This window comes from Paenibacillus sp. CFBP 13594, from assembly GCF_014842675.1.
GTDB lineage: Bacteria > Bacillota > Bacilli > Paenibacillales > Paenibacillaceae > Paenibacillus > Paenibacillus amylolyticus_B.
The window spans coordinates 1-25,432 of record NZ_JACYVQ010000015.1 but is presented as its reverse complement, the minus strand read 5'-3'; the positions used below and the strand labels follow the sequence as shown (position 1 = coordinate 25,432).

Sequence of the window (25,432 nt, the reverse complement as noted above, 5' to 3'; positions counted from 1 at the left end):
CATGTTAGAACAACTGAAAGAAGAGGTATTTCAGGCGAATCTGGAACTGCCCAAGCACGGACTTGTAAAATTCACTTGGGGTAACGTCAGCGCAATTGATCGGGAAAGCGGTCTGTTCGTAATCAAACCAAGTGGCGTCAGCTACGATGTGATGAAAGCAAGCGACATGGTTGTGGTTGATCTGGACGGTAACGTGGTGGAGGGTGAGATGAGACCTTCCTCGGACACCGCAACACATGCCGTACTATATAAGCATTACTCGGAGATTGGCGGCATCGTGCACACACACTCCACATGGGCAACCATCTGGGCGCAAGCCGGACTGGATGTTCCTGTAATGGGAACCACACATGCGGATACGTTCTATGGGGCTGTGCCTTGCGCACGTTTCCTGAACCAGGACGAGGTGGATCGCGGATACGAAGCGGAGACAGGACGTGTCATTATTGAAACGTTCGAACAGCGCGGAATTGATGTGATGGCGGTTCCGGCAGTACTGCTCCATGGTCATGCACCGTTTACGTGGGGGAAAGATGCCAAGTCAGCGGTGGTGAACAGTGTCGTGCTGGAGGAAGTATGCAAAATGAACCTGTACGCGCGGCAGTTGAATAACTTCGCAAAAGAACTGCCACAAGGCATTTTGGATAAACACTATCTGCGTAAACACGGAAAAGACGCGTATTACGGACAAAAGTGATTAGTTTGCGTATCGATCGGATGACACTAATCCAATCGAATAGGTCTTGTGCTACTACTGCCAACGAAGTTGTATAAAACTTTTACACGATAACGGAGAAGACAGAAGAAAGCTGGAGAAGCGGAGCGTTCACCTTTATCCCCGGATTTTCCCTTTAGAAAAGGGAACCAAAAAAAATCTGGGGATAACAGTGATCGGAAGATTATTCTGGCTGCGCAGTGGTCCAGTGTAACCCATTTCTTCAACTATACTTTTTACACGATAACGGAGAGTGCAGAACCAATCTGAAGAAGCGAAGCGCTCGCCTTTATAACCGGATATCATCCTTATTAAAATTGATCAAAGAAATCCGGGGATAACCAGCGATCGGAAGATGGTACTGCAATCGGAGTGGCAAAGTGTAAACCCATATTGTTCAACTATAAAATAATGAAATGAGGATGATTATATGTCAGCAACAGCAGCAAAAGAATTCTGGTTTGTGGTTGGTTCACAGCACTTGTACGGAGAAGAAGCACTGGGCGAAGTAAAGGCCAACGCACAGAAAATCACGGATGCCCTTAATGCAAGTGGCGTACTGCCGTACCCGCTCGTATTGCAGGATCTGGCGGTAACCGCAGATAAAATCACGAGCATTATGAAGGAAGTTAACTACCGCGACGAAGTAGCGGGTGTCATCACATGGATGCATACCTTCTCCCCGGCGAAAATGTGGATTCGTGGTACAAAATTGCTGCAAAAACCTTTGCTGCACTTGGCGACTCAATTCAACGAAAGCATTCCTTGGGCAACCATCGATATGGATTTCATGAACCTGAACCAAGCGGCGCATGGTGACCGCGAATATGGCTTCATTAATGCCCGTCTGAGAAAACAAAATAAAATCGTTGTTGGCTACTGGGAGCGCCCGGAAGTGCAACAGCAGGTTGCAGACTGGATGGACGTAGCGGTTGCCTTTAACGAAGGTTTCAACCTCAAAGTTGCTCGCTTCGGAGATAACATGCGCAACGTTGGCGTGACCGAAGGTGATAAAGTAGAGGCACAAATCCAATTCGGATGGACGGTTGATTACTTCGGCATTGGCGACCTCGTGCAATACGTGAACGCCGTAACGGAGCAGGAAATCGACGATCTGATCGCTCAATATAAAGACCTGTACGAATTCGACTATGGCACGAACAGCAAGGAAGCTTGGGAAGCCAGCGTACGTGTGCAAGCAAGCTATGAGATTGCGATCAAGCGTTTCCTGGACGAAGGTGGTTACAGTGCCTTTACGACAAACTTCGAAGATCTGCATGGCATGAAACAGCTTCCGGGTCTGGCTGTGCAACGCCTGATGGCGCAAGGGTACGGATTTGCCGGTGAGGGTGACTGGAAAACAGCTGCACTGGATCGTTTGCTGAAAATCATGGCCCATAACGAGAACACCGGCTTCATGGAAGATTACACCTACGAGATGGCTGCTGGACAGGAAGCGATCCTGCAATCCCATATGCTTGAAGTAGATCCTACACTGGCTAGTACAAAACCAAGAATCATCGTGTCCCCACTGGGTATTGGCGATCGTGAAGATCCGGCGCGTCTTGTATTCGATGGCAAGGCAGGCGAAGGTGTCGTGGTTTCCATGGCAGACTTCGGTACACATTACAAATTGCTGATCAATGAAGTATCTGCATTCGAGCCTACCGTTCCAGCACCTAATCTGCCGGTAGCGCGTGTATTGTGGAGCGTGAAGCCGAACTTCCAGGACGGGGTAAAAGCATGGATCGAAAATGGTGGCGGTCACCATACGGTTGTATCCTTGAACCTGACGACAGATCAGATCGTGACATATGCGAAGCTGGTGAATCTGGAGTACGTTATTATTAAGTAAAAGTGGATTGGCAGCTGACTGCCTGAACTTATACGATTTTTTCTCTGTGGCCGGGGGTTAACCCTCGGCCCTTTGTTTGTTATGCTGAGAAGCATGATGTGAAGCTGAGCAAGAATTTGCTTTTCCATCGAAAAGAGATAAGAAATGTAGGAGGTAAGGAAAGGATATGTACACAAAAGAAAGCTTGATGCAGCAACTGGAGCAGCTCGGTTTGGATCGCCAAGGTACGTTGCTTATGCACTCTTCAATGAAGAGTTTGGGCGAGGTTGAAGGTGGAGCAAATACGGTGCTGGATGCCTGCAGCGATTATATGAAAGACGGATTGTTGGTGCTTCCCACTCATACGTGGTCTACCATCAATGCGGATAACCCAATGTTCCACGTGGAAAATTCTGTATGCTGCGTAGGGATTCTGCCTGAGCTTTTCCGTAAACGTCCGGGAGTGGTTCGTTCGTGGCATCCTACACACTCGGTAGCGGCACTGGGGAGGGATGCAGAGGCATTTACGAAGGACGATCATCTCTTCGATACACCGTGTGCGAGAGGTTCCGCATGGGGGAAACTGTTGGATCGGAAAGCGACAATCTTGTTAGTGGGCGTTGACTTGAAGCGGAACACATTTATCCATGGCGTCGAAGAGTGGGTGGACATCCCTGGCAGAATGACGGACGAGCATGAGATGTTATATACGGTTTTACCGGATGGAAGTCAGATTTCAGTACCGTCCCGCAGACATTGTGGGTTGCCATGGTCGGAGCATTTCTGGAAAGTAGACGAGGTATTGGTTCGCGAAGGTGCGATGCGTAAAGGACAGCTCGGTGATGCGGTTGTTAGAGTGTGTGATGCGACTAAGACGTCAGAGATAATCACGGAGTTGCTGAAGGATAACCCAGACTTATTCTCAGACAACGAACCCTTTTATTCCCCTAAATATGAATCTGATCTGGTCGGGATGAGTCATGAAGCATATCTCAGAAACGAGACACGTTATAAGCAACAATTGGAGCTGTTGATCGCTGAGAAGCAGGTGGTTGAAGGCGAACGTTGACTTGGTCATGAGCAAATCATAGCCAAAGTACGGGAAGAGTAGATGTTCCTGATCAGAAGGTTAAGTACTACTGCCGGAGAGATAAACTCCGCGAATGATATGGGTTATTTGAATCAAACCAATTGCTGGCTGGCCGCTCCGTTGGATATGGGCGGTTTTTTTTGTGGAACAGTCAGATTCCTTCATAAAAACGCAAAATAGATCAGGATTTCGATCAGAGGTTGGTCGGACTTCCAGTGTATGGGCTACTCACCCTTATGGTGCTGTGATAAGATATGGTTAAATTAACCAATGATTGTCGTAGCGGTATTGTATAGGTGTTTATTGAAGTTTTATATAGGTATCACATAGAATTATGAGCAATCACGTTGTCATTGTAGCATCTAAGAAGGAGAAGATTCGTGAACCCATTAGTATGGTATGATCTCTTTTTATTCGTCCTATTGTTCGGTGTAGGTTTATATGTGTTTGCTACGGTTAGAATTACGAACTTACATAAGGTGTACTTTTTGTTTCACGGGTTGATGATGCTCTGGCCTTTCTGTCAATTCGCCAGTACGCTCACGGATGATTCCGGCCTGCAGTTGTTCTATGTAACGTTATCTTTTGTAGCCGTATCCCTGCTTGGGAGCGGTTGGCTTCTGCTGACGATCTTCATTTCCGGTTATGCAGAGCGTTTGAGTGCAAAAGGCACTTTCCTGCTATTTGTCCCTGCGGTGATTGGGGCTATAGGTGTGGTCTTTAATCCATGGAACGAGTTCGTCATTCCACTGGAGGGCGGTTACATCGAGCGGGCTTACGGCCCTTGGTTCTGGGTTGTAATGGGTATTCTGGTGAGCTATTTCTTGGCATCTCTCGTTATTCTGTTCCAGGCGGTGCATTCATCGCAGACGTCTGCCATGATCAAAAAACAGGTGAGAATCACCCTATGGGGTATCCTAGTCTTGGCTGTGTTTGCAACGATTGATGCGATTCTGAATGTTGTTCTAGCCCGCTGGTTGCCCATCATTCCTGGCATGACTTCGCTGGGGATCTTTATGTCAGACCTGTTCTTTGTCTATGTGATCAAAAGATACAATGTGTTCGATCTGGTCTCCATCGCGCATGAGGACGTGATTAATACGATTCCATATGGCATCCTGGTACTGGATGAGAATGAAGTCATTGTTGAAGCAAACAAAGCCTCGCGATCCTTTATGAAAATGCATGTGGGGGATTCTTTTGATATGGGAGCTTTCCTGGAATCTGTCTATGTTGCGGGTAGCTATCGGGAGTTCCTGAATCATTACAGGCAAAAGGAGAATACCCTGTCTCACATTGAACTGATCGTGGAACGGGACGATACGATTCGGCAATATATCTTGCAATCGTCTCCGATTGTAGATTCGGCTCTTGTGCCGATCGGTCATATCCTTACGTTCCAGGATGTCTCGCAGGAGCGCTTCTATGTGAAAGAGATGAATCGCCAGAACGAGACGCTTCAGGAGCGCAATCAGGCGCTAGACTTGATCCGTCAGGAGTTATCTGAGGCCAATCGCAAACTGGAGGAACTCGCACTGACAGACAGTTTAACCAACTGTTACAACCGCCGTTATCTGACCCAGCACTTGAATCACGAGGTCATTACCAATATTCAATACAAAACACCATTCTCACTCCTCCTGCTTGATATCGACTACTTCAAAGCGATCAATGATCGCTATGGACATGTCATCGGGGATGAAGTGCTCGTCCGCACGGCAGAGGCGGTCAAACAATCGATTCGCAGCACCGACATCCTGACGCGTTATGGCGGGGAAGAGTTCATGATCTACCTTCCACACACGGAGCATGATTTGGCGAACCAAATCGCGGAACGCGTGAGAACCGCTGTGGAGTCCAACCGCATTATGGTGGATCACGAGATTATGCAGGTGTCGATTACGATTAGTATTGGCATTCTTTCCTTTGAGGATTTTGAAGTGGAGCATGTGCCGGAGAATCCGGAGGGGTATTTGACTCAGCTGTTCGCTGCGGTGGATAAGGCCTTGTATCAGGCGAAGCAGAATGGGCGGAACAGAGTGGAGTTTGCGGAGTTTGAGCGGGAAGTTATTTGAAAAGAGAGATAAAAAAAGAGTGGAGGCGTTACTCCACTCTTTTTGGTGTTAGCGAATGATACTGCTGCAGATATAATTAATCGGAATCTTTATGTGATTTTTCGATAGCATTTAAAACTTCTTTGCTAATTTTGGTCAATGATACGATGGTATCTGTACTTTTACCACTTATTAAAGTTATATGTTCATCCAAGGCTCTTTTGTACTCAGAGTCTTCTTTGAATTTAAAGATTTCTTCAGCAGTGACCTGCAATCCATTCATTATTTTCTCAAGAGTTTCCAAAGAAATGTTACGATCACCTCGTTCAACTCCACCAATATAGCTGTAATGAAGACCTGCTGCTTCCGCCAGTTGTTCCTGAGTCCAGCCTTTTGCCTTTCTTAACTCACGTATTCGGTTTCCTACGTCCTCTGGTAAACTCATTTGATCACCTCCACTTAAGGTTAGAAGAGGTTATAGCATCCTTACAGACTAATATGTACAAAGTGTTATCTTGAATAAAAGTACTTATAAGTACAATTTATATTGATCTTCTTTTGGTTTATCTATACAATTATAAAAAAATGGATAATTAAGGAGGACTTCTCTTTGCGCAAATCTATCCTAAAATCACTCAAACCGGACATCATTGTTGAAATGTTGGACATGGCTGTGGCTTTTGAAAATTGGAACAAGGTGATGGAGAGGGCGGACATGTTATATCAATGTGTTCAGTCTATCCATGAAGAGCGGCAGGAGTATCAGTCAAAGGGAGTGCCTGCACCACATATACACATCGAGAGGCCCTTGGTCTACTATTACGGGTTCAGTCACTTAATGCGGGGTATGGCTCACCAAAAGATGGGACAGGTAGATCAGGCGCGGGCATGTATCGATCAATATGCAGAACTAGGCTGGATGGAGGATTTGGATGAGGTAGGCATGCAGGCGGTGCAGGAGTTTAAGCATAAGGCACAGGTGAATCGGTATGCTCTTGAGATTGAAGCCGGGCAGTTGGAGCTGCTGGAGGAGTTTGTGAACTTTTTGCTTGAGCATCCGGAGGAATGGTTGGTGGGTCTAAAAGTGATTACGGAAGCAGCAGTGCGGCATAGATGGCAGATTGATCGGCTTTTACATGTGTTCGAGGATCAGATACTGGACGATGGCACAGAAATGAATTCTTCAAACAATGATGATATGTACCATTACTGTTATCAGCGGGCTTTGTATGAACAGTGGATGGGAAGGCCACAGGTGGCCGTGGAGTGCATTTTGCAGGCGATTCGGTTAGCGGATAAGCTTGGGTTGGATCGGTTTTTTATAAGGTGCATGGCATTGTTGGAATCATTGCGGGAAGAGGCGACAGCGGAGCAGATCGGGCGGTATCGGGTGATGCTGGAGGGGAAGTGATAGAAGAACAAATAAAGCTAGTGTCTCATCTAACAACAATACTATATACAACAGCTTCCTTTTTGGGTATTATTGGAATGCTTATCAAAATTCAATAATACCCAAAAAGGAGAGAAGACATGAAAGACAAAGTGAAAGGTTTAGTTATAGGTGTATTAATAGGTTCATTATTAACAGGAGCAACAGCTTTTGCAGGAACTAATACTAAGATTAGTGTAGTTATGGAGAACGTTAAGATGATGTTCAACGGAGTACATAAGAGCACGGCCCAATCAATCGTTTATAATGGTAATTTGTACGTACCTGCTAAAACAGCGGCCCAAACCATGGGTGAATCTTTTACGTATGACGGAAAGAGTAAAACAGCCTCATTCGGTACTAAATCTGGAACATTTAAGTATTTAGATGAAGTTTCTTATGCTAGGATTGATGGTAGAGTAGATAATGTATATTTTAAGAATTGGAAGCATCCTGATGGGTTGAAATTTACTATAGCTAATCAAAAATATTTACATGGGATTGGTGCTATACTAGATAGTTATTCGTTCTACAACGATGATGAAATAGTATCTGTAGATTATAACTTAAATGGTGGATATAAAAAGCTAACTGGATTTATCGGAATTGATGATTACACACGTAATTCTAAAAATTTAGGATCATTAGTGATAAAAGGCGATGGCGAAGAATTATTTAGAAAAGATGAAATGAAGGGCGGGGACGTACCTGAAAAAATTAACGTTGATGTTACAGGTGTGCTAAAACTCCAAATTGTCTTTGAAGCAGCTTTGAATAAAGGGGAACAAATCGATATTGTTCTTGGCGAAGCTAAGTTGAGTAAATAATAAAGTCAAATAAAATTAACGGGGGTTTAGCATGCGTAAAGTTATGTTACTTGTAATCACAGTCTTTATGTTAACTACATTATTTTCAACAGGTGTTGATGCAGCCACAAAGACTACTAAAAAACCAGTAGTCGGTAAATTAGAGGGGGCAGTTACCTATCAATATAATAAGTTTATTGGAACTAAAGCGGATGTTGGAGCAGTAGTTTACTTAATTCCAAAAAAACAAAAGAAAGCTTCAATTACTACACAACAGATGATTGATATTTCTGACAAAAAGATAAAAGCTAATTCAGTTGGTATATATTACACAAAAGTGAATGGCAAAGGTGATTACAAAATCAGTGGAATACCAGAAGGTGATTATATAATATTAATAATCTCATTGAATACAACTAGAGATTTCCTCACTAAGTATGATGATAAAGCTGCTACAAAGTTACTAAAACCTTATTTTAAAGATTGGAATAACTTATCAACAGGAATGCTCGAGGCATTTAAAAGTGTAGCAGAAGAGATTACAATTACAGGAAATGATACGACCGATTATAGTCATGACTTTGGATATTCATATTTATAGAACGAAACCAGCCTCTGCCCATAAATGCAGAGGCTATTAATATAAAGGTTCAAAAGTTTAGATAGTAAGGCCAGTGGTAATTTAATGGTTACACGTCTTTTAAGTATCTTAGATATGAAGTGGGTATATGCATATAGGACCATAGCACCGATTAGGAGCACAGCTTGTGTTTTTACCATGGTGAAATCAGGATGTTAGCCGGATAGTTTACATATTACACTTCTGCTAACATAGGATAATCCTATTTCAAATGAGCGGAGAAACGTATGAGTACAATCAAAGTTACCCCTGAACAACTACATCACGTATCAAATCAGGTGGATCAAGCCAGACAACAGTTGGAGAGTATACGAAGTGATCTGACGAGACAGATCATGTTCGTTCAGATGATGTGGATGGGTGCGACGCAGGAGCGATTTTACTATGAGTTCGAGCAGTCACGACCTATACTGGATAAAGCGCTAGAGAGTATGGTGAATACATCCAAGGAATTGAAGGATATCGCCACGCGTTTCCAAGATGCAGATGCTCAGAAGGGAAGTCTGGGTGGTGCGTTTGGAGCAGTCGGTGCCGCAGCTATGATGACCAAATCAACAGGTGATTCAAGTTCGGGTGATAAGGGCTATAGGATGGCGTATAACGCGATGCTTGGTAAAATGATGCCTGTGAATGAGAAAGGTGTTACGGATCAGGCTGCCCTTCAGGCTTATGAGAGGGATCAGGGACATCTGGACTTGAATCGTATGCAAGCTGTGAACGTTGAACCGCCTGGGGAAGATATTTTTGCGTTACAGATCAAGGCGTTTGAGATGGGGATTCATCCTACGACAGGAGAGCCTGTATCTGATAAGTATGCTCAGATGATGGTGACCTCTCTGAAGTTTAGTCAGATATTCATGGCCATTCAGATGGTTCGCGGGAGTATGCCGGGACGTTCAGGATTATTTAAAACGTCGTCATCTGGTTTGACATCTAAGATTCAGAATAATATAAAAAAGGCTGAACAAAAGGCAGATATAAGCAGTAAGAGTGGCAATGACTTATATCGTAGAACTTCAAATACGGGAGCCTTTAAGGAATTATCTGAGCCTATGCAATTAAGACATGTTGATAAGGTAGCGGGGGATGCAGGAATAGGACTCAAAGGGGTAAAGATAGAAATAGTCCGGGATGCTGAACTAGTAGGGAAGGATTTATATGGATGGGCTGATCCGAAAGGTAACAGGATAGTTCTCTATCCGGATGCATTTAGCAGTAAAGAGAATCTAGTTAAGACCCTAGGGCATGAGAGGATTCACATATATCAGACTAAGGTCTTTGGTAAGCCTCAAGATCCCGAAACATTGCTTGAGTATGAGAAAGGAGCCTATGGCTCAGAGAGCTCTTGGTGGGAGTATTATCAGCGAAGGGAAAGATAACTATGACGAACTCTAAATTTAAAGATTGGATCAAGGTAAACACAGAGATCATTGAGAGCCACCCAAATATATCTACTATTAAATGTCCTAACTGCCAAGAGACTAAAGTTAATTATCAGTATGTGGGAGATACACGTTCAAGAGTAGGTTTTTTAGATATATGGTGTAATTCTTGTCTTCAAGGAGTCCACATTTCTCGAACGAAAGTACCTGAACGCTTAAGTATGATTTCATTTGAAGAGGTAGATGAATATAAAAGAAGAGTGCCGAAGTATACTGCAGTAGAGCCTTTCTAAACAATATTGAGCTAGAAAGCAAATCGTTAACAAGATAAGCCCTCATATGTAACAAAAAACATGAAGAATCCGCTCTCATCCGAGAGTCGGATTTTTTCTCGTTCCAACACCAACATAACTCTTGTCAAAACGTAATCATTACGATATGATAATACTCATTGTTTAGATCATAATGATTACGATTAAGAGAGAGGGGCATTACCTTGAATAAAAAGACGCCACTGTTAGCGCTGGTCTCCTTGGCCTTGAGCGCTGGACTGTTGAGCGCCTGCGGATCATCTGAGTCCAGTCCCGCTGCGCAGTCATCCACGGATAATAAAAATGTTCACTTCCTATATAACTTCTCGACCAGTTCGCTAGATCCGCATGTGGATTCCAGCTATGTGCCGCTGCGCGCGGGCATTACGGAGACTTTGGTGCGTCTCGATGAAGAGAACCTGACGGTTGCTCCATGGCTCGCCGAGAGCTGGGAGAGCGAGGACGGACAGCACTGGACGATCGATCTGCGAGATGATGTGACCTTCCAGAACGGCAAGCCGATGACGGGTGAATCCGTTAAGGCATCGCTTGAGCGGGCGCTGGAAGAGAATGTAGCGATCCAGAACGCGCTGAAGATCGATACGATTGAAGCCGAGGGCGATAAGCTGGAGATCACCACAACTCAGCCGTTCCCGGAGTTCGCTTCGGAACTGGTGAATCCCAACACGGCGATTATCGACGTGAGTGAGCCGGACGTTGTGAACAAGCCCATTGGCACGGGCCCGTTCAAGCTGACCTCTTTTACCCCAGGCAGCAAGCTGGATCTGGATCGCTATGATGAATATTGGGACGGAGCATCGCCTCTGGATTCCATCACGTTCTCATTCAATGAAGATGCCAACGCTCGCACACTAGCGCTCAAATCTGGGCAGGTAGATATCGTATACCGTCCGGAGGTCGAGAGTCTCGAATCGCTCAAAGCGATAGACGGCATGAAGGTGGAGTCTACATCGACGTTCCGCGTGCATCAGCTGACCATGAACATGCAGCGGGAGAGTATGAAGGACTTCAATGTTCGTCGTGCACTGGACGCGCTGATTGACCGTCAGGGTATCGTGGACACAATCCTGCTTGGTTACGGTGAAGGAGCCATCGGCCCGTTCCTGCCATCGTTGCCATTTGCACCAACCTATACGGATACAACAACGGAATCCGGAGCTGATGTCGCTGTAAAATATCTCAATGAAGCTGGGTACACGCAGCAAAACGGCGTGATGACCAAGGATGGCAAACCATTGCAGCTGACGCTGCTGACATATTCAGCCCGTGCCGATCTGCCGCTGATCGCTCAAGTGTTCCAATCTGATGCGAAGAAGATCGGGATCGACGTCCAGATTCGCCAGATTGACACGCCGGAAGACTATATGGCATCCAACCGCGACTGGGATATTGCGACGTACAGTAATTTGACGGCTCCTCGTGGGGATGCAGGCTATTACCTGAATGCAACGTACCATCCGAAGGGTGCGCTTAACTTCAGTGGATCGGAAGATCCAGAACTGACCAAGATCATCGACGAACTGAATCTCACAGTTGAACCGGAGAAGCGCGCAGTGCTTGCCGAAAAGGCAGCCAACTACGTGCATGACAACGTGCTGAACTCATTTGTGCTGCATCCAGGTACAATCGTTGCCTATAACGGCAAGAAGATCAAAAATTGGGTTACCACTCGCAGTGAATATTACATGATTACCAATAAGCTGGATGTGATGTAATGTTTCGCATTTTGCTTCGGAAGTTCCTTGAGGTATTTATCTTTCTGTTGTTCATTATGTTTGTGAGTTTCCTGTTCATTCGTCTGGCTCCCGGTGACCCGGTACTGACGATCCTGAACGTGGACGAACTGTCTGTTAGTCAGGAGCAGGTCGAAGCTGTACGCGAGGAGATGGGCTTCAACGATTCGCTTCCTGTCCAATTTGGCAAATGGTTGCTCGATTTCGTTCGACTCGACTTCGGTGTATCGTATTCGACAGGTCAGCCCGTCATGCAGACCCTGATGCGTGCACTGCCAGCCACGGCCGAGCTGACGATAGGCGCTCTGCTGGTTATGCTCGTGATAGCGATCCCGCTCGGCTCGCTGTCAGCGCTCCATCGCGGCAGTTGGATTGACCGGGGCAGCCGGATGTTGTCCATTGTGGGTGCGGCGGTGCCAAGCTTCTGGCTGGGTCTGATCCTGATCGACATGTTCGGCGTACGCTTTGGCAATCTGCCGACTATGGGGCGGGATGGATTCACCTCGCTTATTCTGCCATCTCTGACGCTGGGACTTGCCATCTCCAGCGTTTATGTGCGTCTTTTGCGTTCCAGCCTACTAGATTCTCTTAGTCAGGAGTTCGTTCGGTCCGCCCGGGCAAGAGGGTTATCCGAAGGCCGGATCTTCATGCTTCACGCGTTTCGGCACAGTCTGCCTCCTGTGATTACGGTATTTGGCGTCAGTCTTGGCAGCCTGATTGGTGGAGTTGTCGTGATTGAAGTGTTGTTCGCTTATCCGGGGATCGGCAAGCTCGTCGTTGACGCCATCCGCCAGCGTGATTATCCACTGATTCAGGGTTACATCCTGATCATGGCCATCGTAGTATTCCTCGTGAATACGGCGGTTGACCTATCTTATCGTTATTTGAATCCTGAAATGAAACTCAAGGAAAAGGAGGCCCACCGATGAAAACCATACCCCTGCCCATTCCAACTGCAAAATCTAAAAAACATAGCTGGCAGGCGATCGTTGGTCTGCTGTTTGCACTGCTGGTCATCGCGGCCTCCGTATATGCCTTTTTATACTTAAAACATGACCACACCTTAACCGATCTGCGTGGACGATTGCAGGGTGCGAGTGCTCTCCATCCGTTCGGTACCGACCATCTGGGACGCGATGTAATGACACGTCTGCTGCTTGGCGGCGGCCAAACGCTAGGTTATAGCTTACTGGCACTCGGTGCTGCACTGCTGATCGGTATTCCATTTGGTTTGATCGCGGGTTACAAACGTGGCTGGGTTGATAAACTGTTCATGCGGATCGCGGATGCCTTTCTTGCTTTTCCCGATACCATTGTCGCAATTGTACTAAGTGGCCTGCTGGGGGCGGGAATCGGCAATCTGGTGTTGGCGATCGTGATCGTGAAGTGGGTTAGTTATGCGCGTCTCGTTCGAAGTACGGTTTTATCGGAGTCCCAAAAGGATTACATTCGCATCGCCCGGACCAACGGACTATCCGACGGTCGCATCATGAGAAAACATCTGCTTCCACATATCGCAGGCCATGTGCTCGTGCTAGCCAGTCTCGATCTGGGCAAAATCATCCTGCTCATCTCATCATTATCCTACATCGGCCTAGGCGCACAGCCGCCAACACCTGAATGGGGTGCGATGCTGAACGACTCGCGGCCTTACTTCCAGTCTCGGCCGGAGCTGATGATCTACCCGGGTCTCGCTATTGTCTCGGTAGTCCTGCTTGCCAACATGCTGGGCGACTATCTGCGAGACCGCTTTGATGTGAAGAAGGAGGTGCAGCCGTGATTCTCTCCATTGAGGAACTGAGCATCTCCAGCCGGGATCGTACGATTGTAGATCAAGTCTCTCTAGCTGTTCGCGAAGGTGAATTCATGGCACTCGTTGGACAGAGCGGTAGCGGCAAAAGCTTGCTCTCGCAAGCAATCGGGCGTCTGCTGCCGCCCAACTTGCATGCGTCAGGACGAGTGATGTTCGAAGGCAGCAACCTGCTGGAACGGAATCCAAAGGAGATGCGCGCCCTGCGGGGAAGCCGCATCTCATATATTTTCCAAGACTATCAGGGAGCATTTACGCCATTTCGTAGCATTGGTGGACACTTTGATGAATACCAGAAGGTTCATGGGGAGAAGTCTTCTGCCATCCGTAAGAAACGGGCGGAGGAAGCATTGGAATCGGTTGGCCTTGGCGCTGAATTGCTGCGTCGCTATCCGTTCCAGTTGAGCGGTGGACAGCTTCAGCGGGCATCTATTGCCACATCGCTGATGCTCTCCCCTCGTCTGCTGATTGCTGACGAAGCAACAACGGCACTGGACAGTGTGTCTGGGCATCGCGTGTTGGAATTGCTGGCACGCAAACAAGCGGAGACGGGCTGTGCGATTCTGTTTATTACACACGACTGGCGTCATGTACGTCGCTATGCCAGCCGCTTGGCTGTGATGAAGGAAGGGCAGATCGTCGAATCGGGCGGCAAGCATCGTATTCTCGATCATCCCCAGCATGAATACACACGCCAACTGATCGAGGCGGCTCCCGTTCTGAGTCGCTCGCTGAAGTCGGGATTGAAGGAGGTGGGAACGGAATGAAGAACACAGAAGAAGAACGCGATGAACTTGTGAAGTCCGAAGAATCGGTTGATCGAAGCCATGACCTTGCTACAGGCGCAAAACATGCAAATACAGACAATGTGGTCATAGATACTGTGGATACAGATCAGGCAGTCATAACTGCTACAGATACAGATCATCCACATACAGATACCGTTATAGATACCGCCGTTGCAAAGACTGCTTCCTCGCCCAGCATCCTTAGTCATCCCGTGCTTCACGTGGAACATCTCGGTCGAACGTATGCAGGTGCAGACCGACCGGCTGTGAATGATATATCCTTTGCCCTGAACCGCGGTGAGTGTCTAGGCCTGGTTGGCGAGAGCGGCTGTGGCAAGAGTACGCTAGCCCGCTGTCTGCTACGGATCGAAGATGCGGATAAGGGCTCGATTACACTGGGCGGACAGGATATCGCACGGCTGAGCGGCCGACAGTTGCGACCTCATCGCCGGAAGATACAGATTGTTTTCCAGAATCCAATGGCAGCACTGAATCCCAAGCTCAAGATTGCCGACTCGCTAATCGATCCGTACGAACAACTTGGACGGAACGCCGAACTGTCCCACTTTACTTACACATCGAAGGATGCTTACGTCCAAAAGCTGCTTGAAGCGGTCGAGCTTCCAAGCGATTTGGCTGGACGATACCCCCATGAACTAAGTGGTGGACAGCGTCAGCGCGTCACGATCGCACGTGCTATTGGCATTGAGCCGGACGTTGTTGTTCTGGATGAACCGACGGCCAGCCTGGACGTGATCTCGCAAGGTGCAGTTTTGCAATTGCTTACGGATCTCCGCAAATCACTTGGTCTTTCATACGTGTTCATCTCGCATGATCTGGCTGCAGTACATCGCATGAGCCAGCGCATCATCGTTATGCGAGAAGGTCAGATCGTTGACCGCTTTGGCGCAGATGCGTTGTTCGCTGAAGAACGCCATCCGTACACGAAGGAACTGATTTCAATTTTCTGAGTACTCCCCGAAACGCCGTTGGCTGTGATAGTCATTTAAAACAATAAAGAGCCGCTTAGCGAAACATTCGAGAGTGGCTCTTCGTGCATCCATTTTCACGACTAAATAAGGCTATACAACCTTTCATGTGCCAAGTCCCCCTAAAGCCGGGCTCCTTTCTTTGTTTTGAACAAATAAATCTTTCAGGCCTATAACCGGGCTAACGTTCCGATGTAAACTAGCGTATACTGATGGAATAGCAAATATCTTGAAATTGCATATTTAAATTGCTCTATATTATTGATACACTAGATCAAGGTTATAATCATTCAGAGAAGGTGCGACCCCGTTCAAGAATGGGCTTGCTGCAAATGCCAAATCGATAACGCTTACATCCTTTTGGCAAATATAGGATATAAGGACGGTAGACATGAGCCAGGGACAAACGAGTACAGATGTTATCTTGATTGGTGCCGGAATTATGAGTGCAACTTTGGGAACTTTGCTAAAAGAATTGGCACCAGACTGGAATATTAAGGTTTTCGAAAAGCTAGCCACTGCAGGAGAGGAAAGCTCCAATGAATGGAATAATGCCGGAACCGGGCATGCTGCATTGTGCGAACTTAACTATACCGTTGAACGACCAGACGGAACCGTAGATATTAGCAAAGCGATTAAAGTGAATGAACAATTTCAGATCTCAAAGCAATTTTGGTCCTATCTCGTCAATAGCCGTCTGATTCGTAATCCGCGGGACTTCATTATGCCGATTCCTCATTTGAGTTATGTACATGGAGAGAGCAATGTCCAGTTTTTGAAAAGACGTTATGACTCCTTGTCGAATCACCCGTTGTTCGCAGGCATGGAATTCTCGGATAACAAGAAAGAACTGGCGAAATGGATGCCGCTAATGATGAAAGATCGTACAAGTAATGAGCCTGTTGCAGCAACCAAAATTGACTCCGGTACGGACGTTAACTTTGGTGCTTTAACGCGTATGCTAATCAAACATTTGAAGGAACAACACGTGGGCATCCACTACCAACATAGCGTGAAGAATATGAAACGCACCAGCGATGGACAATGGGAACTGTCCGTGAAAAACCTGAAGAGCGGTGCAGTCGAACGCCATAAGGCGAAATTCGTCTTCATTGGTGCGGGCGGCGGAAGTCTGCATTTGCTCCAGAAGACGGGCATTCCGGAAGGTAAACATATCGGCGGATTCCCGGTCAGTGGCATCTTTATGGTGTGCAAAAATCAAAAAGTCGTGGAACAGCATCATGCCAAGGTATATGGTAAGGCTTCGGTAGGGGCTCCGCCTATGTCCGTTCCACATCTGGATACCCGGTTTATCGACAATAAGAAGTCGCTGTTATTCGGACCGTTTGCCGGGTTCTCGCCGAAGTTCTTGAAGACGGGTTCCAATGCTGACTTAATCACGTCGGTTAAGATGCATAATCTGCTTACGATGCTTGCAGCAGGTGTCAAAGAAATTTCTTTGACCAAATATCTGATCCAACAACTGATGTTATCCAAAGAACAACGTATGGCAGAATTGCGTGATTTTGTTCCGGGTGCGAAGAGCGAGGATTGGGATATGGTTCTGGCAGGTCAGCGTGTGCAGGTGATCAAGGATACCGTTCAAGGTGGCAAGGGGACGCTCCAATTCGGTACAGAAGTGGTCACGTCTGCAGATGGAACAATTGCGGCTTTGTTAGGTGCATCACCGGGTGCATCCACCGCGGTTCAGGTCATGCTTGAGATTCTTCAGCGTTGCTTCCCGCAGCATATGCAGGCATGGGAGCCAAAGATCAAGGAAATGATTCCTTCCTACGGCATATCCCTTGTGGAGAATCTGGATCTCCTCAAAGAGGTTCATTCTTCAACAGCCAAGGCGCTGGGATTATCGGATGAAAAACAAGTCCTTCACGGATAACGTTTAGCTTATCGTGTTAGATCATAATGAAGCCATAGAAAAGAGAGCTAAGCACGGGTTTCGTCCCGGCTTAGCTCTCTTTTGGTTTATTTGGTATGTCAGAACCTGAACTTGAGCTTGGAATTGAACTTGAACATGTCCGCTATCATCGCGTTCCCCTTAGAACTTTTACACAAAGAATTCAGATACCGATCGTACAGTATGCCGTTATAGAGTCATAGAACGATCTTATCGCTCAGGCTTTTATGCTGCGGTCCAAAGGGATGACAAAGGAAACTTTCGTACCTTGGCCCGGCGAGCTGACGATGGTCAAACCTTGTCCGTACATCTGGGTCAACCGGCGATGTGTATTGGTTAATCCAATGCCTCCGGTTCCGCCGAGACCTTTCTTGGGCCACGCCAGTGCCCGTTCGATCTGCTCGGGCTGCATCCCCACACCGTCATCCTCGATCTCAATCAAGGTGGACGCTGTTTGGTTGATAATTCGGATATGCACGGTTCCACCCTCAACTTTGCTGAGAATACCATGTCGAACAGCATTCTCAATGAGCGGTTGAATGGTGAGTGGCGGCAGGGATAGATCGAGATCATCGGGAATATCCCAGATGACGTTCAACCGATGCATGAATCGTTCTTTCTCAATGTAGAGATAGGCGCGGGAGAGATCCAACTCATGAGTGACCTCAACCATTTTCTCCGAATTAACAAAATGAAAGCTGGTCTGAAGGTACTCGATAAAAGCATCGCCCAGTTTCTGCATTCGCTCCGTGTCCATCTCACTAAGAACCATGATTGAATTGAGCGTATTAAAAAGAAAATGGGGCTGAATCTGTGCTTGTAAGTAAGCAGCCTCCATGCGCAGTCGCTCATCAATGGATTGTTTCAGTACAATTAGAGACCCGATGCGATGCCTTAATTCAACGGCATCCACGGGCTTGGTGACATAGTCCGTAGCACCGGCCATGAATCCGGCGTATACATCCGCTGGTTCGTTACGGGCCGTCAGCAACAGGATGGGAAGCTCGGATACCGAATAACGCTTGCGTACGTTCTCGGTCAATTCATAACCGGATATATGGGGCATCATGACATCGGCAATCAGTAAGTCCCAAGGCTCCTTATCCAACAATTCAAGTGCCTCAAGCGCCGAGGCTGCAGGTTGAATATGGTAAGGTTCATTCGCAAGCATGGAGATCAGTACTCGCAGGTTAACAGGATCATCATCGACGGCAAGAATTCTTGCGGCAGTCTTATCTTGAGAGACGGTCTGCTGTTGCGGCTCTGCAATCGCAATTTCATCGAAGCTGTGAGCGTCCCAATGCTGCTCAGTCTGGTCCGATAGCGATGCAGTGTCTTCCCGTGGAAGCGAGATCTGGAAGGTCGATCCTTGCCCAGGTACGGATTGCACGGTGAGTTGGCCGCCATGGAGTTCGGTAAGCTGCCTACTGATATTGAGACCGAGGCCGATTCCTCCGCTTAAACGGGCCTCTGGAGTCCCTTGTTCATACGCCTCGAATATTCGCTGTTGTATCTCCTCACTCATACCAACACCTGTATCTGAAACTTGAATCAAGACGTACTCTCCATGTTCCCGAACGGACACGGTAATTGTACCCTCATCGGTAAATTTGAGCGCATTATGCAACAGGTTGTAGAGCACCTGAACAAGTCTTCTCTCATCGGCCTGAATCAACGGCAGTGAGTCTGGAATATCCACCTGCATATGGATGGGCTTGCCCTCTGCCATGAATCGGAACATACCGATCACGCCTGGAATGACAGAGGCAAGAGATAAAGGTTTCTTCTGAAGCGTAATACGTTTTTCCTTCAAACGAATGACATCAAGGAGGTCATCAACCAGTTGGGACATGCGTCGGCCGATGGTAACTAACAGCTTCATGTCTTCTGCCTGTTGCCCACCTGATTTACGACGCTCACGGACCGCGATGCTCTCGGCGATATTGATGATCCCGTGCAGCGGTGTACGCAATTCATGAGCCGTATTCACAAGAAACTGATCCTTCTGGCGATCCTCCTCTTTGAGTTGTTCGTACAACTTCTCGATCTCACTTGAATTGCGGAAGTATTTTCTGAACCAATAGGCGGAGAAGCCAAACATGGCCGCAATCACATCGATCGGATAATACACGTTGGTAATTTCGCTATGTGAGTTCACAATTCCCCATAACACGCTTGATAGGCTGCTCGTAGCCGCAAAGAGCAAAAAGCTTGCATCGCTTCGTTTCTCTGCTGCCATTCGGAAGAACAGGTACACAGACCAGCCGATAGCAAACAGATAGAGGAAATCAGAAAGCCCAATCTCAAGTACATGATAGATTAGGGTCACTGGTGCGACGAGCAAAAATAAACAGTAAACGCCAAGCACGCTGGCATACATACGGAACAGTTTACGCCATTGTAGATTATGGGAGAAGCTCTTAGCCATCTGTAAAAGAAAGAATGCGAACAACGGATAGGACAACGCTTTGGCCTTAACGATCCAAGTGAAGTTGAGTGGAATCCAACTCAATAACAGATTGTCATGGTCGGAGGCGACCGTTAGGGCAGCTACCAGTGTTAGCATCGAGAACGTCAGCAGAGCTCGTTCCTTTCGGATAAACAGAAACATGACAAAAGCGTATAGGCTGTGCAAAATCAGTATGGCGAATGTAATCTTTTGCAAGTCAATGGATAGTCCTCGTTCACTTCCAATGGCTTCTGGAGAACCAAAATAGAGAGAGCGTGTGATCCCTCCGCTATAAGGATCGTCAAAATTGGCTGTCTGCACCAAAAGATTGAGTTCGGTAGAACCATCAAGCACATAGGAAGTTGTAAATGCAGTCCGTTCTGGTCGATAGGCTTCGGCATGAGTGGCAGGTTGGCCGAATTCGGCAACAATGGTCCCGTTCATCTCGATGATCGATGATGTCTGGATTTTCTGAGCCCAGAGAGAGACTTCCTCCACAGATGGATCTAAAAGTATGCGAAGACGGTACGTCCCATATCCGAACGATGATGAGGATTGTGGTAATGCATTACGCCAGTCACCAGGAACTTGAATCCATGAGGATGGGTTATCCGTAATTTTTGCGTCACGAGTAGAGATTAACGCCTGAGGATAAAACTCCCATTCTCCATCCAGGGATATGGGTGAAGTGTTGGCGAGGTCCCAGCCTCGAAGGTCTAACAAGCCTTCAATGGGTTCAGGATGTGCGGGTATAGTGAAAGTCTCGGACCATATCCAGCGAAAGCCAAGCAAAATAGTCAGGAATAGAATCGACAGCAATACATATCGGGGTATCTTTTTATAGGTTATAGGTTTCATGGCAGACTTTAGTTTTCGACAGTTTATTTCAAATTCCTGCATGTCCTCTTCCAAAGATGAACATTTTTTTGAATACCGGAACATAGATTCTATATAAATGATAGCGGTCCCACGTCAGGATTTATGGTAAAATTATAGATTAAAGGGTGATCAGTGAGCCAGAGGAGTTGTGCATATGAGAGTGATTTTGGTAGATGATGAATATCTCGCTCTGAGCAGGTTGAACAAACTGTTGCTAGAGAGAGAGGATTGCGAAGTTATCGGCTCTTTTCTGACGGCACAGGAAGCCATAGATCAGATCAAACTTCATCTGCCGGAAATCGTCTTCATGGACGTTCAAATGCCGGGGATGAACGGGATCGAGGCAACCGAACGTATCCATGAGGTTTCTCCTGGAACAGAAGTTATTTTCACAACCGCATATAACGAACATGCACTGACGGCCTATGGGCTTGAAGTGCTGGACTATATTATGAAGCCTGTAACGCGTGACCGTTTGGAAAAAACGATGAAGATGTATCAACGCCGAACGGTGTCAGCAAGTCTGAATATAGCAGAAGGGCCATCCATGTTGATCCGGTGTCTGGGGATGCTCCAAGTCCAAGTGCACCCAAATGAGACGCCAAAACATATGAAGTTCAGAACAACCAAGATTAGAGAGTTATTTGCCTATTTGCTCCACCATCGGAACAAACCGATTAAGCGGGATAAGCTACTTGAACTGTTGTGGCCAGAGTTGGATGAGCGGAGAGGTATATCCAATCTGCACAGTGGCATCCATCGCTTACGCAGCATGATGAACGAGTTCATGGGTGAGGACAAGATGGTCATTCGTTATCAACAGTTTGGTTATCTATTGGAGACGGGTGAATTCAGGATTGACGTGGAAGAATGGGAGAGCCGTCTTAACCGATTGCCTCTATTATCTTCGTCTACAATAGCTGAACATCGGCAGACCTCAGATCAATATGAAGGCAAATATTATGGAGAGGACGATTATGTCTGGGCTGAGTTGGAGCGCCAGCGATTGCATGCACTCTGGCGTAACCACGCCATGCAACTCGCACAATATTACATCGAGCTGGGACAGAATACGGAAGCACTCACGCTATATCACCGGGTACAGCAATTCGAGCCATCATTGGAGGAAGTCGGATTGGCCTTAATGAAGACCTATGATCGATTAGGTAATAAAGATCCTGTGATCGCTCAATATAATCAGTTGGTCACTACGTTAGAACAAGAGGCAGGTATACGTCCTGGCCTGGAAGTTGAGTTATGGTACCAACAATGGAAAAATTCGAATATTTGATTGAAATACACAGCCTTGCAGCTTCGTTTGCGAGGTTGTTTTTTTTGTCGTATTTGCTAGTGAAAGGTTTGGTAAGAGTTTGGTAAGAGGCCATGTGTAGAATAAGCAAGATGAGGGTAGATATGATGTTTTGAGTCAGTAAGCAGTCCAAAAATAACATATTAAGTAGGAGGAAATTATGTACACAGCAGAAATCCGGAAGAAACCATGGCAAAGAATGTCCATGCTGGTTCTTTCCTTTATTCTGGTGATTGGAACGTTGCCCATGAGTTTTGTTCAAGCGGAGGCGACTAACGAGACTCCTGTTGGTCCAGGTGGAATTGGTGCCTCTGCACTGTGGCTACGATCAGATCTGGGGATGGGAGTTGCCAGTGGCCAAAAGGTGAGTACTTGGGAAGATCAAGGCAGTAAAATAAACAATGCAACCCAAAGTACGGAAGCTAACCAACCGACCTATTGGGATGATAAAAATCATAATATCAATTTCAATCCGGTATTGGAATATAACGGCACGAGTAGTTTTATGAATCTGGATGTAAGTAAGCTTCCTCAAGGGAAGAGCCCCAGATCGATCATTACCGTTAGTAGAACCAATAAAACTGGAGGCCTCAATTATATTATTTCATGGGGAGTACAAACGGGTGGTTATACGGGTATGGGGATGCTTCAAGTTGACGCAAGGGGCGGCTTGACGACATTTAACAGTGACAGTAATCAGACTTTATACACTCCCGACAAGTTTATGGGAACGACGTTCCCGACCGAGCTATTTGTTACTTGGACAGGTGGGGACCCTGGAACGAATAAAGCTAGATTGTACAGTAAAATGAAGCAGGTACAGGAACTGGGTGGTTGGGGAAAAGATAATGCTAAGGCATGGAATACTGGTAACTCGGACGGAGCCGTAGTTGGTAAGCTAATTCCGGCAACTGCGGCCAATAGTGGGCATTGGGAGGGTACGATTGAAGAAATCATCGTATTTGACCATGCTCTGACGGACGCAGAACGCCAAAAAGTCAGCACATATTTGGCGATCAAATACGGCTATACGCTTGATCAGACAGTAGCCAATTCATATATTATTTCAAATAATGATACGATCTGGGACTCAGTTGCCAACGCAGTCTATACCCACCGCGTTACAAGCATCGGTCGAGATGATCAGAGTGGATTGATGCAGAAACAAGCCAAGGCGCAGGAACAGGGATCTACGTTGACGATTGCATTGGGCAACAGTGTTGAGGATACCAATTCTGCAAATAAAAATGAATTCTCAAAGGATTCTTCTTTCTTTACGTTTGGTGACAATGGAGCAAGTACTGAATTCAAAACACCAATTACGAAAGATGAGAAAAAACTGCTTGGGATGGAGCGTATCTACAAGGTACAGAAAACAAACTGGACTGAATCACAGATTACACTTCAGGTAGACGAAACGGGAGGTAACCCGGCGTTGCCTCGGTATGTTGTGATCAGCGATAATACTCAATTTGGTAATCCAAACTCATTACATTTGATTGAGAACGGCCAAGTAACCCTGAGTACCTCTAGTTTTGGTCCGAACTCGTACTTTACCATTGCAACTGCTGCTACTCCTTTGACGGTACCGGACGTCACACTGACCGACGATGAGTTGACATGGGAAGCAGTTGCACATGCAGATAAATATGAAGTAACGATTGAACTGGGAGACGGCACGAAGCGGACGGAGGAAGTAACCGGAACGGCGCTTAACCTGTCGCAATTAGTACCGTCGCTAGAAGTTGGCACCTACAAAGTGACAGTAACAGCGAAGACGAACAATCCAGCCTATTCAGATTCAGAAGAGTCGAATTCGAAAAATTATGTTGTTGCTATTGATAAGGCGAAGTTGAAAGCCAAATTCGATGATATTAAAGATAAGATCGAAACAGGCGAGCTGGACGAAGAGGAGTATACGCCAGCGAGCTGGACAGCACTGGATAATGCGATGAATGAAGCAGAGCGAGTGTTGAATGATCCGACAGCGACCCAAGCGCAGGTAGACAAAGCGCTTCAGGATCTGACAGATGCAAGAACGGGCCTAATCCCTACAACATCTGTACCCGTTGTAGATAAATCAGCTTTGCAAGCGAAAGTATCTGAAATTACAGGTGAAAACCTGGAAGAATCAGCGTATACGCCAGCGAGCTGGACAGCACTGGATAATGCGATGAATGAAGCAGAGCGAGTGTTGAATGATCCGACAGCAACTCAAGCGCAGGTAGACAAGGCACTTCAGGATCTGACAGAAGCAAGAACGGGACTTACCAAAGTAATTGGTACGGATACATCTACCTTGCAAACACTGGTCCCTTCCGTGGGAGGCTTGTCTCCGGCCTTTGATCCGGCTAAAGATATCTACACCATCTCTGTGCCAAATAGCGTATATCAATTCCAGCTCACGCCAACGGCACTTGATCCACTTGCGAAGATTGAAATAGCTGTCGGAGATGGAGAATGGAACGAGGTTTCAAGTGGTACTGTAAGTGAGAATCTACCGCTCCAAGTTGGTGGAAATAAGATCGTTGTTAGAGTAACGGATTCACTTGGCCATGTTACGGAGTATAAAATTAACGTGTCTAGAGCATCCAGTGACAATGGTAACAATGGTGGAGGCAACAATGGTGGCGGGAATACAGGAGGTAACAGTGGAAGTACACCAGCACCTACACCTGTGCCAGTACCAACGCCAACTCCGACACCCGTGAAGGATAATTTGGAAACAACACGGGATGGTAGCCATCAACCATTTGCTACATCCAAATCATCTGACAACAAAGAAACGTTGGTTCAAGTTGATCCAGCCAAGCTGAATGTTGCCATGTCACAAGGCACAGGCCAGCAGTTCGCCATTCATTCACCGAATGATGGGGATATGAAGGTGGACGGTTTAACCCTGGAAGCACTGAAACAATTAGTAGATCAAGGTTCCAAATTGAACATTAGCAATCCGCTGGCAATCTATCCGGTACCTGGCGGTAAAATGGACGTGAATGGTGTGTCCAGACAGCTTGGTAATGCAGCGTTGAATGATATTGATGTCCATGTTGATATCGCACGTTCCTCGGATGCTTTGATTGACAGCGCCGAGACAAGAGCCGCATCCCAAGGATACGAGCTACTTGTCACACCGGTTGATCTGGATCTGACATTTACGAAAGATGGACAGACAGTTAGATCTGGCCAGTTGAACGGCTATGCACCGAAGTATATTGCACTTCCAGAAGGTATCGATCCGAACCGGATTACCACAGGCGTGATCATTAACCCGGACG

18 protein-coding genes are annotated in these 25,432 nt (G+C 46.7%); 16 read left to right on the top strand and 2 right to left on the bottom strand.

Going from position 1 to position 25,432, the window contains the following annotated elements:
* The first annotated feature begins 1 nt into the window (after window position 1).
* The 4 genes from IFU39_RS29855 to IFU39_RS33480 all read left to right on the top strand — a co-directional run bounded on the left by IFU39_RS29855 (window position 2) and on the right by IFU39_RS33480 (window position 5,714).
* Window positions 2-697 (top strand): L-ribulose-5-phosphate 4-epimerase, encoded by a 696-nt coding sequence (locus IFU39_RS29855; protein ID WP_047840995.1) that lies wholly within the window; start codon window positions 2-4, stop codon window positions 695-697.
* A 448-nt stretch (window positions 698-1,145) separates the two neighbouring features.
* Window positions 1,146-2,570, top strand: a complete 1,425-nt coding sequence (araA, locus tag IFU39_RS29850; RefSeq protein ID WP_091012271.1) for an L-arabinose isomerase — start codon at window positions 1,146-1,148, stop codon at window positions 2,568-2,570.
* 166 nt (window positions 2,571-2,736) lie between these two features.
* On the top strand, window positions 2,737-3,618 hold the full coding sequence (locus IFU39_RS29845) for an AAC(3) family N-acetyltransferase (RefSeq protein ID WP_192136327.1): 882 nt from the start codon (window positions 2,737-2,739) through the stop codon (window positions 3,616-3,618).
* 401 nt (window positions 3,619-4,019) lie between these two features.
* Complete coding sequence (locus tag IFU39_RS33480; protein ID WP_192136326.1) at window positions 4,020-5,714, top strand: diguanylate cyclase; 1,695 nt, start codon at window positions 4,020-4,022, stop codon at window positions 5,712-5,714.
* 76 nt (window positions 5,715-5,790) lie between these two features.
* Here the strand turns inward: IFU39_RS33480 and IFU39_RS29835 are convergent, their stop codons facing one another.
* Window positions 5,791-6,138, bottom strand: coding sequence for a helix-turn-helix domain-containing protein (locus IFU39_RS29835; RefSeq protein WP_105600577.1), 348 nt, complete (start codon window positions 6,136-6,138; stop codon window positions 5,791-5,793).
* Window positions 6,139-6,303: 165 nt separating this feature from the next.
* On the opposite strand from IFU39_RS29835, the gene IFU39_RS29830 reads away from it, so the two are divergent.
* The 10 genes from IFU39_RS29830 to IFU39_RS29785 all read left to right on the top strand — a co-directional run bounded on the left by IFU39_RS29830 (window position 6,304) and on the right by IFU39_RS29785 (window position 17,499).
* Window positions 6,304-7,104: a DNA-binding protein gene (locus IFU39_RS29830; RefSeq protein ID WP_192136325.1), complete on the top strand. Its 801-nt coding sequence runs from the start codon at window positions 6,304-6,306 to the stop codon at window positions 7,102-7,104.
* Between the two features lie 119 nt (window positions 7,105-7,223).
* Window positions 7,224-7,949 carry an NPCBM/NEW2 domain-containing protein gene (locus IFU39_RS29825; RefSeq protein WP_192136324.1) on the top strand — a complete coding sequence of 242 codons (726 nt, stop codon included), beginning with the start codon at window positions 7,224-7,226 and terminating at the stop codon, window positions 7,947-7,949.
* Window positions 7,950-7,980: 31 nt separating this feature from the next.
* On the top strand, window positions 7,981-8,529 hold the full coding sequence (locus IFU39_RS29820) for a hypothetical protein (RefSeq protein ID WP_192136323.1): 549 nt from the start codon (window positions 7,981-7,983) through the stop codon (window positions 8,527-8,529).
* A 266-nt stretch (window positions 8,530-8,795) separates the two neighbouring features.
* Window positions 8,796-9,947, top strand: coding sequence for a WXG100 family type VII secretion target (locus tag IFU39_RS29815; RefSeq protein WP_192136322.1), 1,152 nt, complete (start codon window positions 8,796-8,798; stop codon window positions 9,945-9,947).
* Between the two features lie 499 nt (window positions 9,948-10,446).
* Window positions 10,447-11,997, top strand: a complete 1,551-nt coding sequence (nikA, locus tag IFU39_RS29810) for a nickel ABC transporter substrate-binding protein (protein ID WP_192136321.1) — start codon at window positions 10,447-10,449, stop codon at window positions 11,995-11,997.
* Window positions 11,997-12,944, top strand: coding sequence for a nickel ABC transporter permease (nikB, locus tag IFU39_RS29805; protein WP_192136320.1), 948 nt, complete (start codon window positions 11,997-11,999; stop codon window positions 12,942-12,944). Before nikA ends, nikB begins: the two co-directional genes overlap by 1 nt.
* On the top strand, window positions 12,941-13,795 hold the full coding sequence (gene nikC, locus IFU39_RS29800) for a nickel transporter permease (RefSeq protein ID WP_192136319.1): 855 nt from the start codon (window positions 12,941-12,943) through the stop codon (window positions 13,793-13,795). The genes nikB and nikC overlap by 4 nt, the downstream gene beginning before the upstream one ends.
* Window positions 13,792-14,592 (top strand): ATP-binding cassette domain-containing protein, encoded by an 801-nt coding sequence (locus IFU39_RS29795; RefSeq protein WP_192136318.1) that lies wholly within the window; start codon window positions 13,792-13,794, stop codon window positions 14,590-14,592. The genes nikC and IFU39_RS29795 overlap by 4 nt, the downstream gene beginning before the upstream one ends.
* Window positions 14,589-15,584: an ABC transporter ATP-binding protein gene (locus tag IFU39_RS29790; RefSeq protein WP_192136317.1), complete on the top strand. Its 996-nt coding sequence runs from the start codon at window positions 14,589-14,591 to the stop codon at window positions 15,582-15,584. Before IFU39_RS29795 ends, IFU39_RS29790 begins: the two co-directional genes overlap by 4 nt.
* A 409-nt stretch (window positions 15,585-15,993) precedes the next feature.
* A complete protein-coding gene (locus IFU39_RS29785) occupies window positions 15,994-17,499 on the top strand; it encodes a malate:quinone oxidoreductase (protein WP_192136316.1) in 1,506 nt (501 codons plus the stop codon).
* 235 nt (window positions 17,500-17,734) lie between these two features.
* Here IFU39_RS29785 and IFU39_RS29780 read toward each other — a convergent pair whose 3' ends face one another.
* Entirely contained in the window at window positions 17,735-20,824 is a 3,090-nt protein-coding gene (locus IFU39_RS29780) for a hybrid sensor histidine kinase/response regulator (protein ID WP_192136315.1), read from the bottom strand.
* Between the two features lie 175 nt (window positions 20,825-20,999).
* Between IFU39_RS29780 and IFU39_RS29775 the strand changes: the two genes are divergently transcribed.
* Window positions 21,000-22,136 (top strand): response regulator, encoded by a 1,137-nt coding sequence (locus IFU39_RS29775; RefSeq protein ID WP_192136314.1) that lies wholly within the window; start codon window positions 21,000-21,002, stop codon window positions 22,134-22,136.
* A 178-nt stretch (window positions 22,137-22,314) separates the two neighbouring features.
* Window positions 22,315-25,432 (top strand): cadherin-like beta sandwich domain-containing protein (locus tag IFU39_RS29770; protein WP_192136313.1); only part of this gene is annotated, 3,118 nt, incomplete at its 3' end.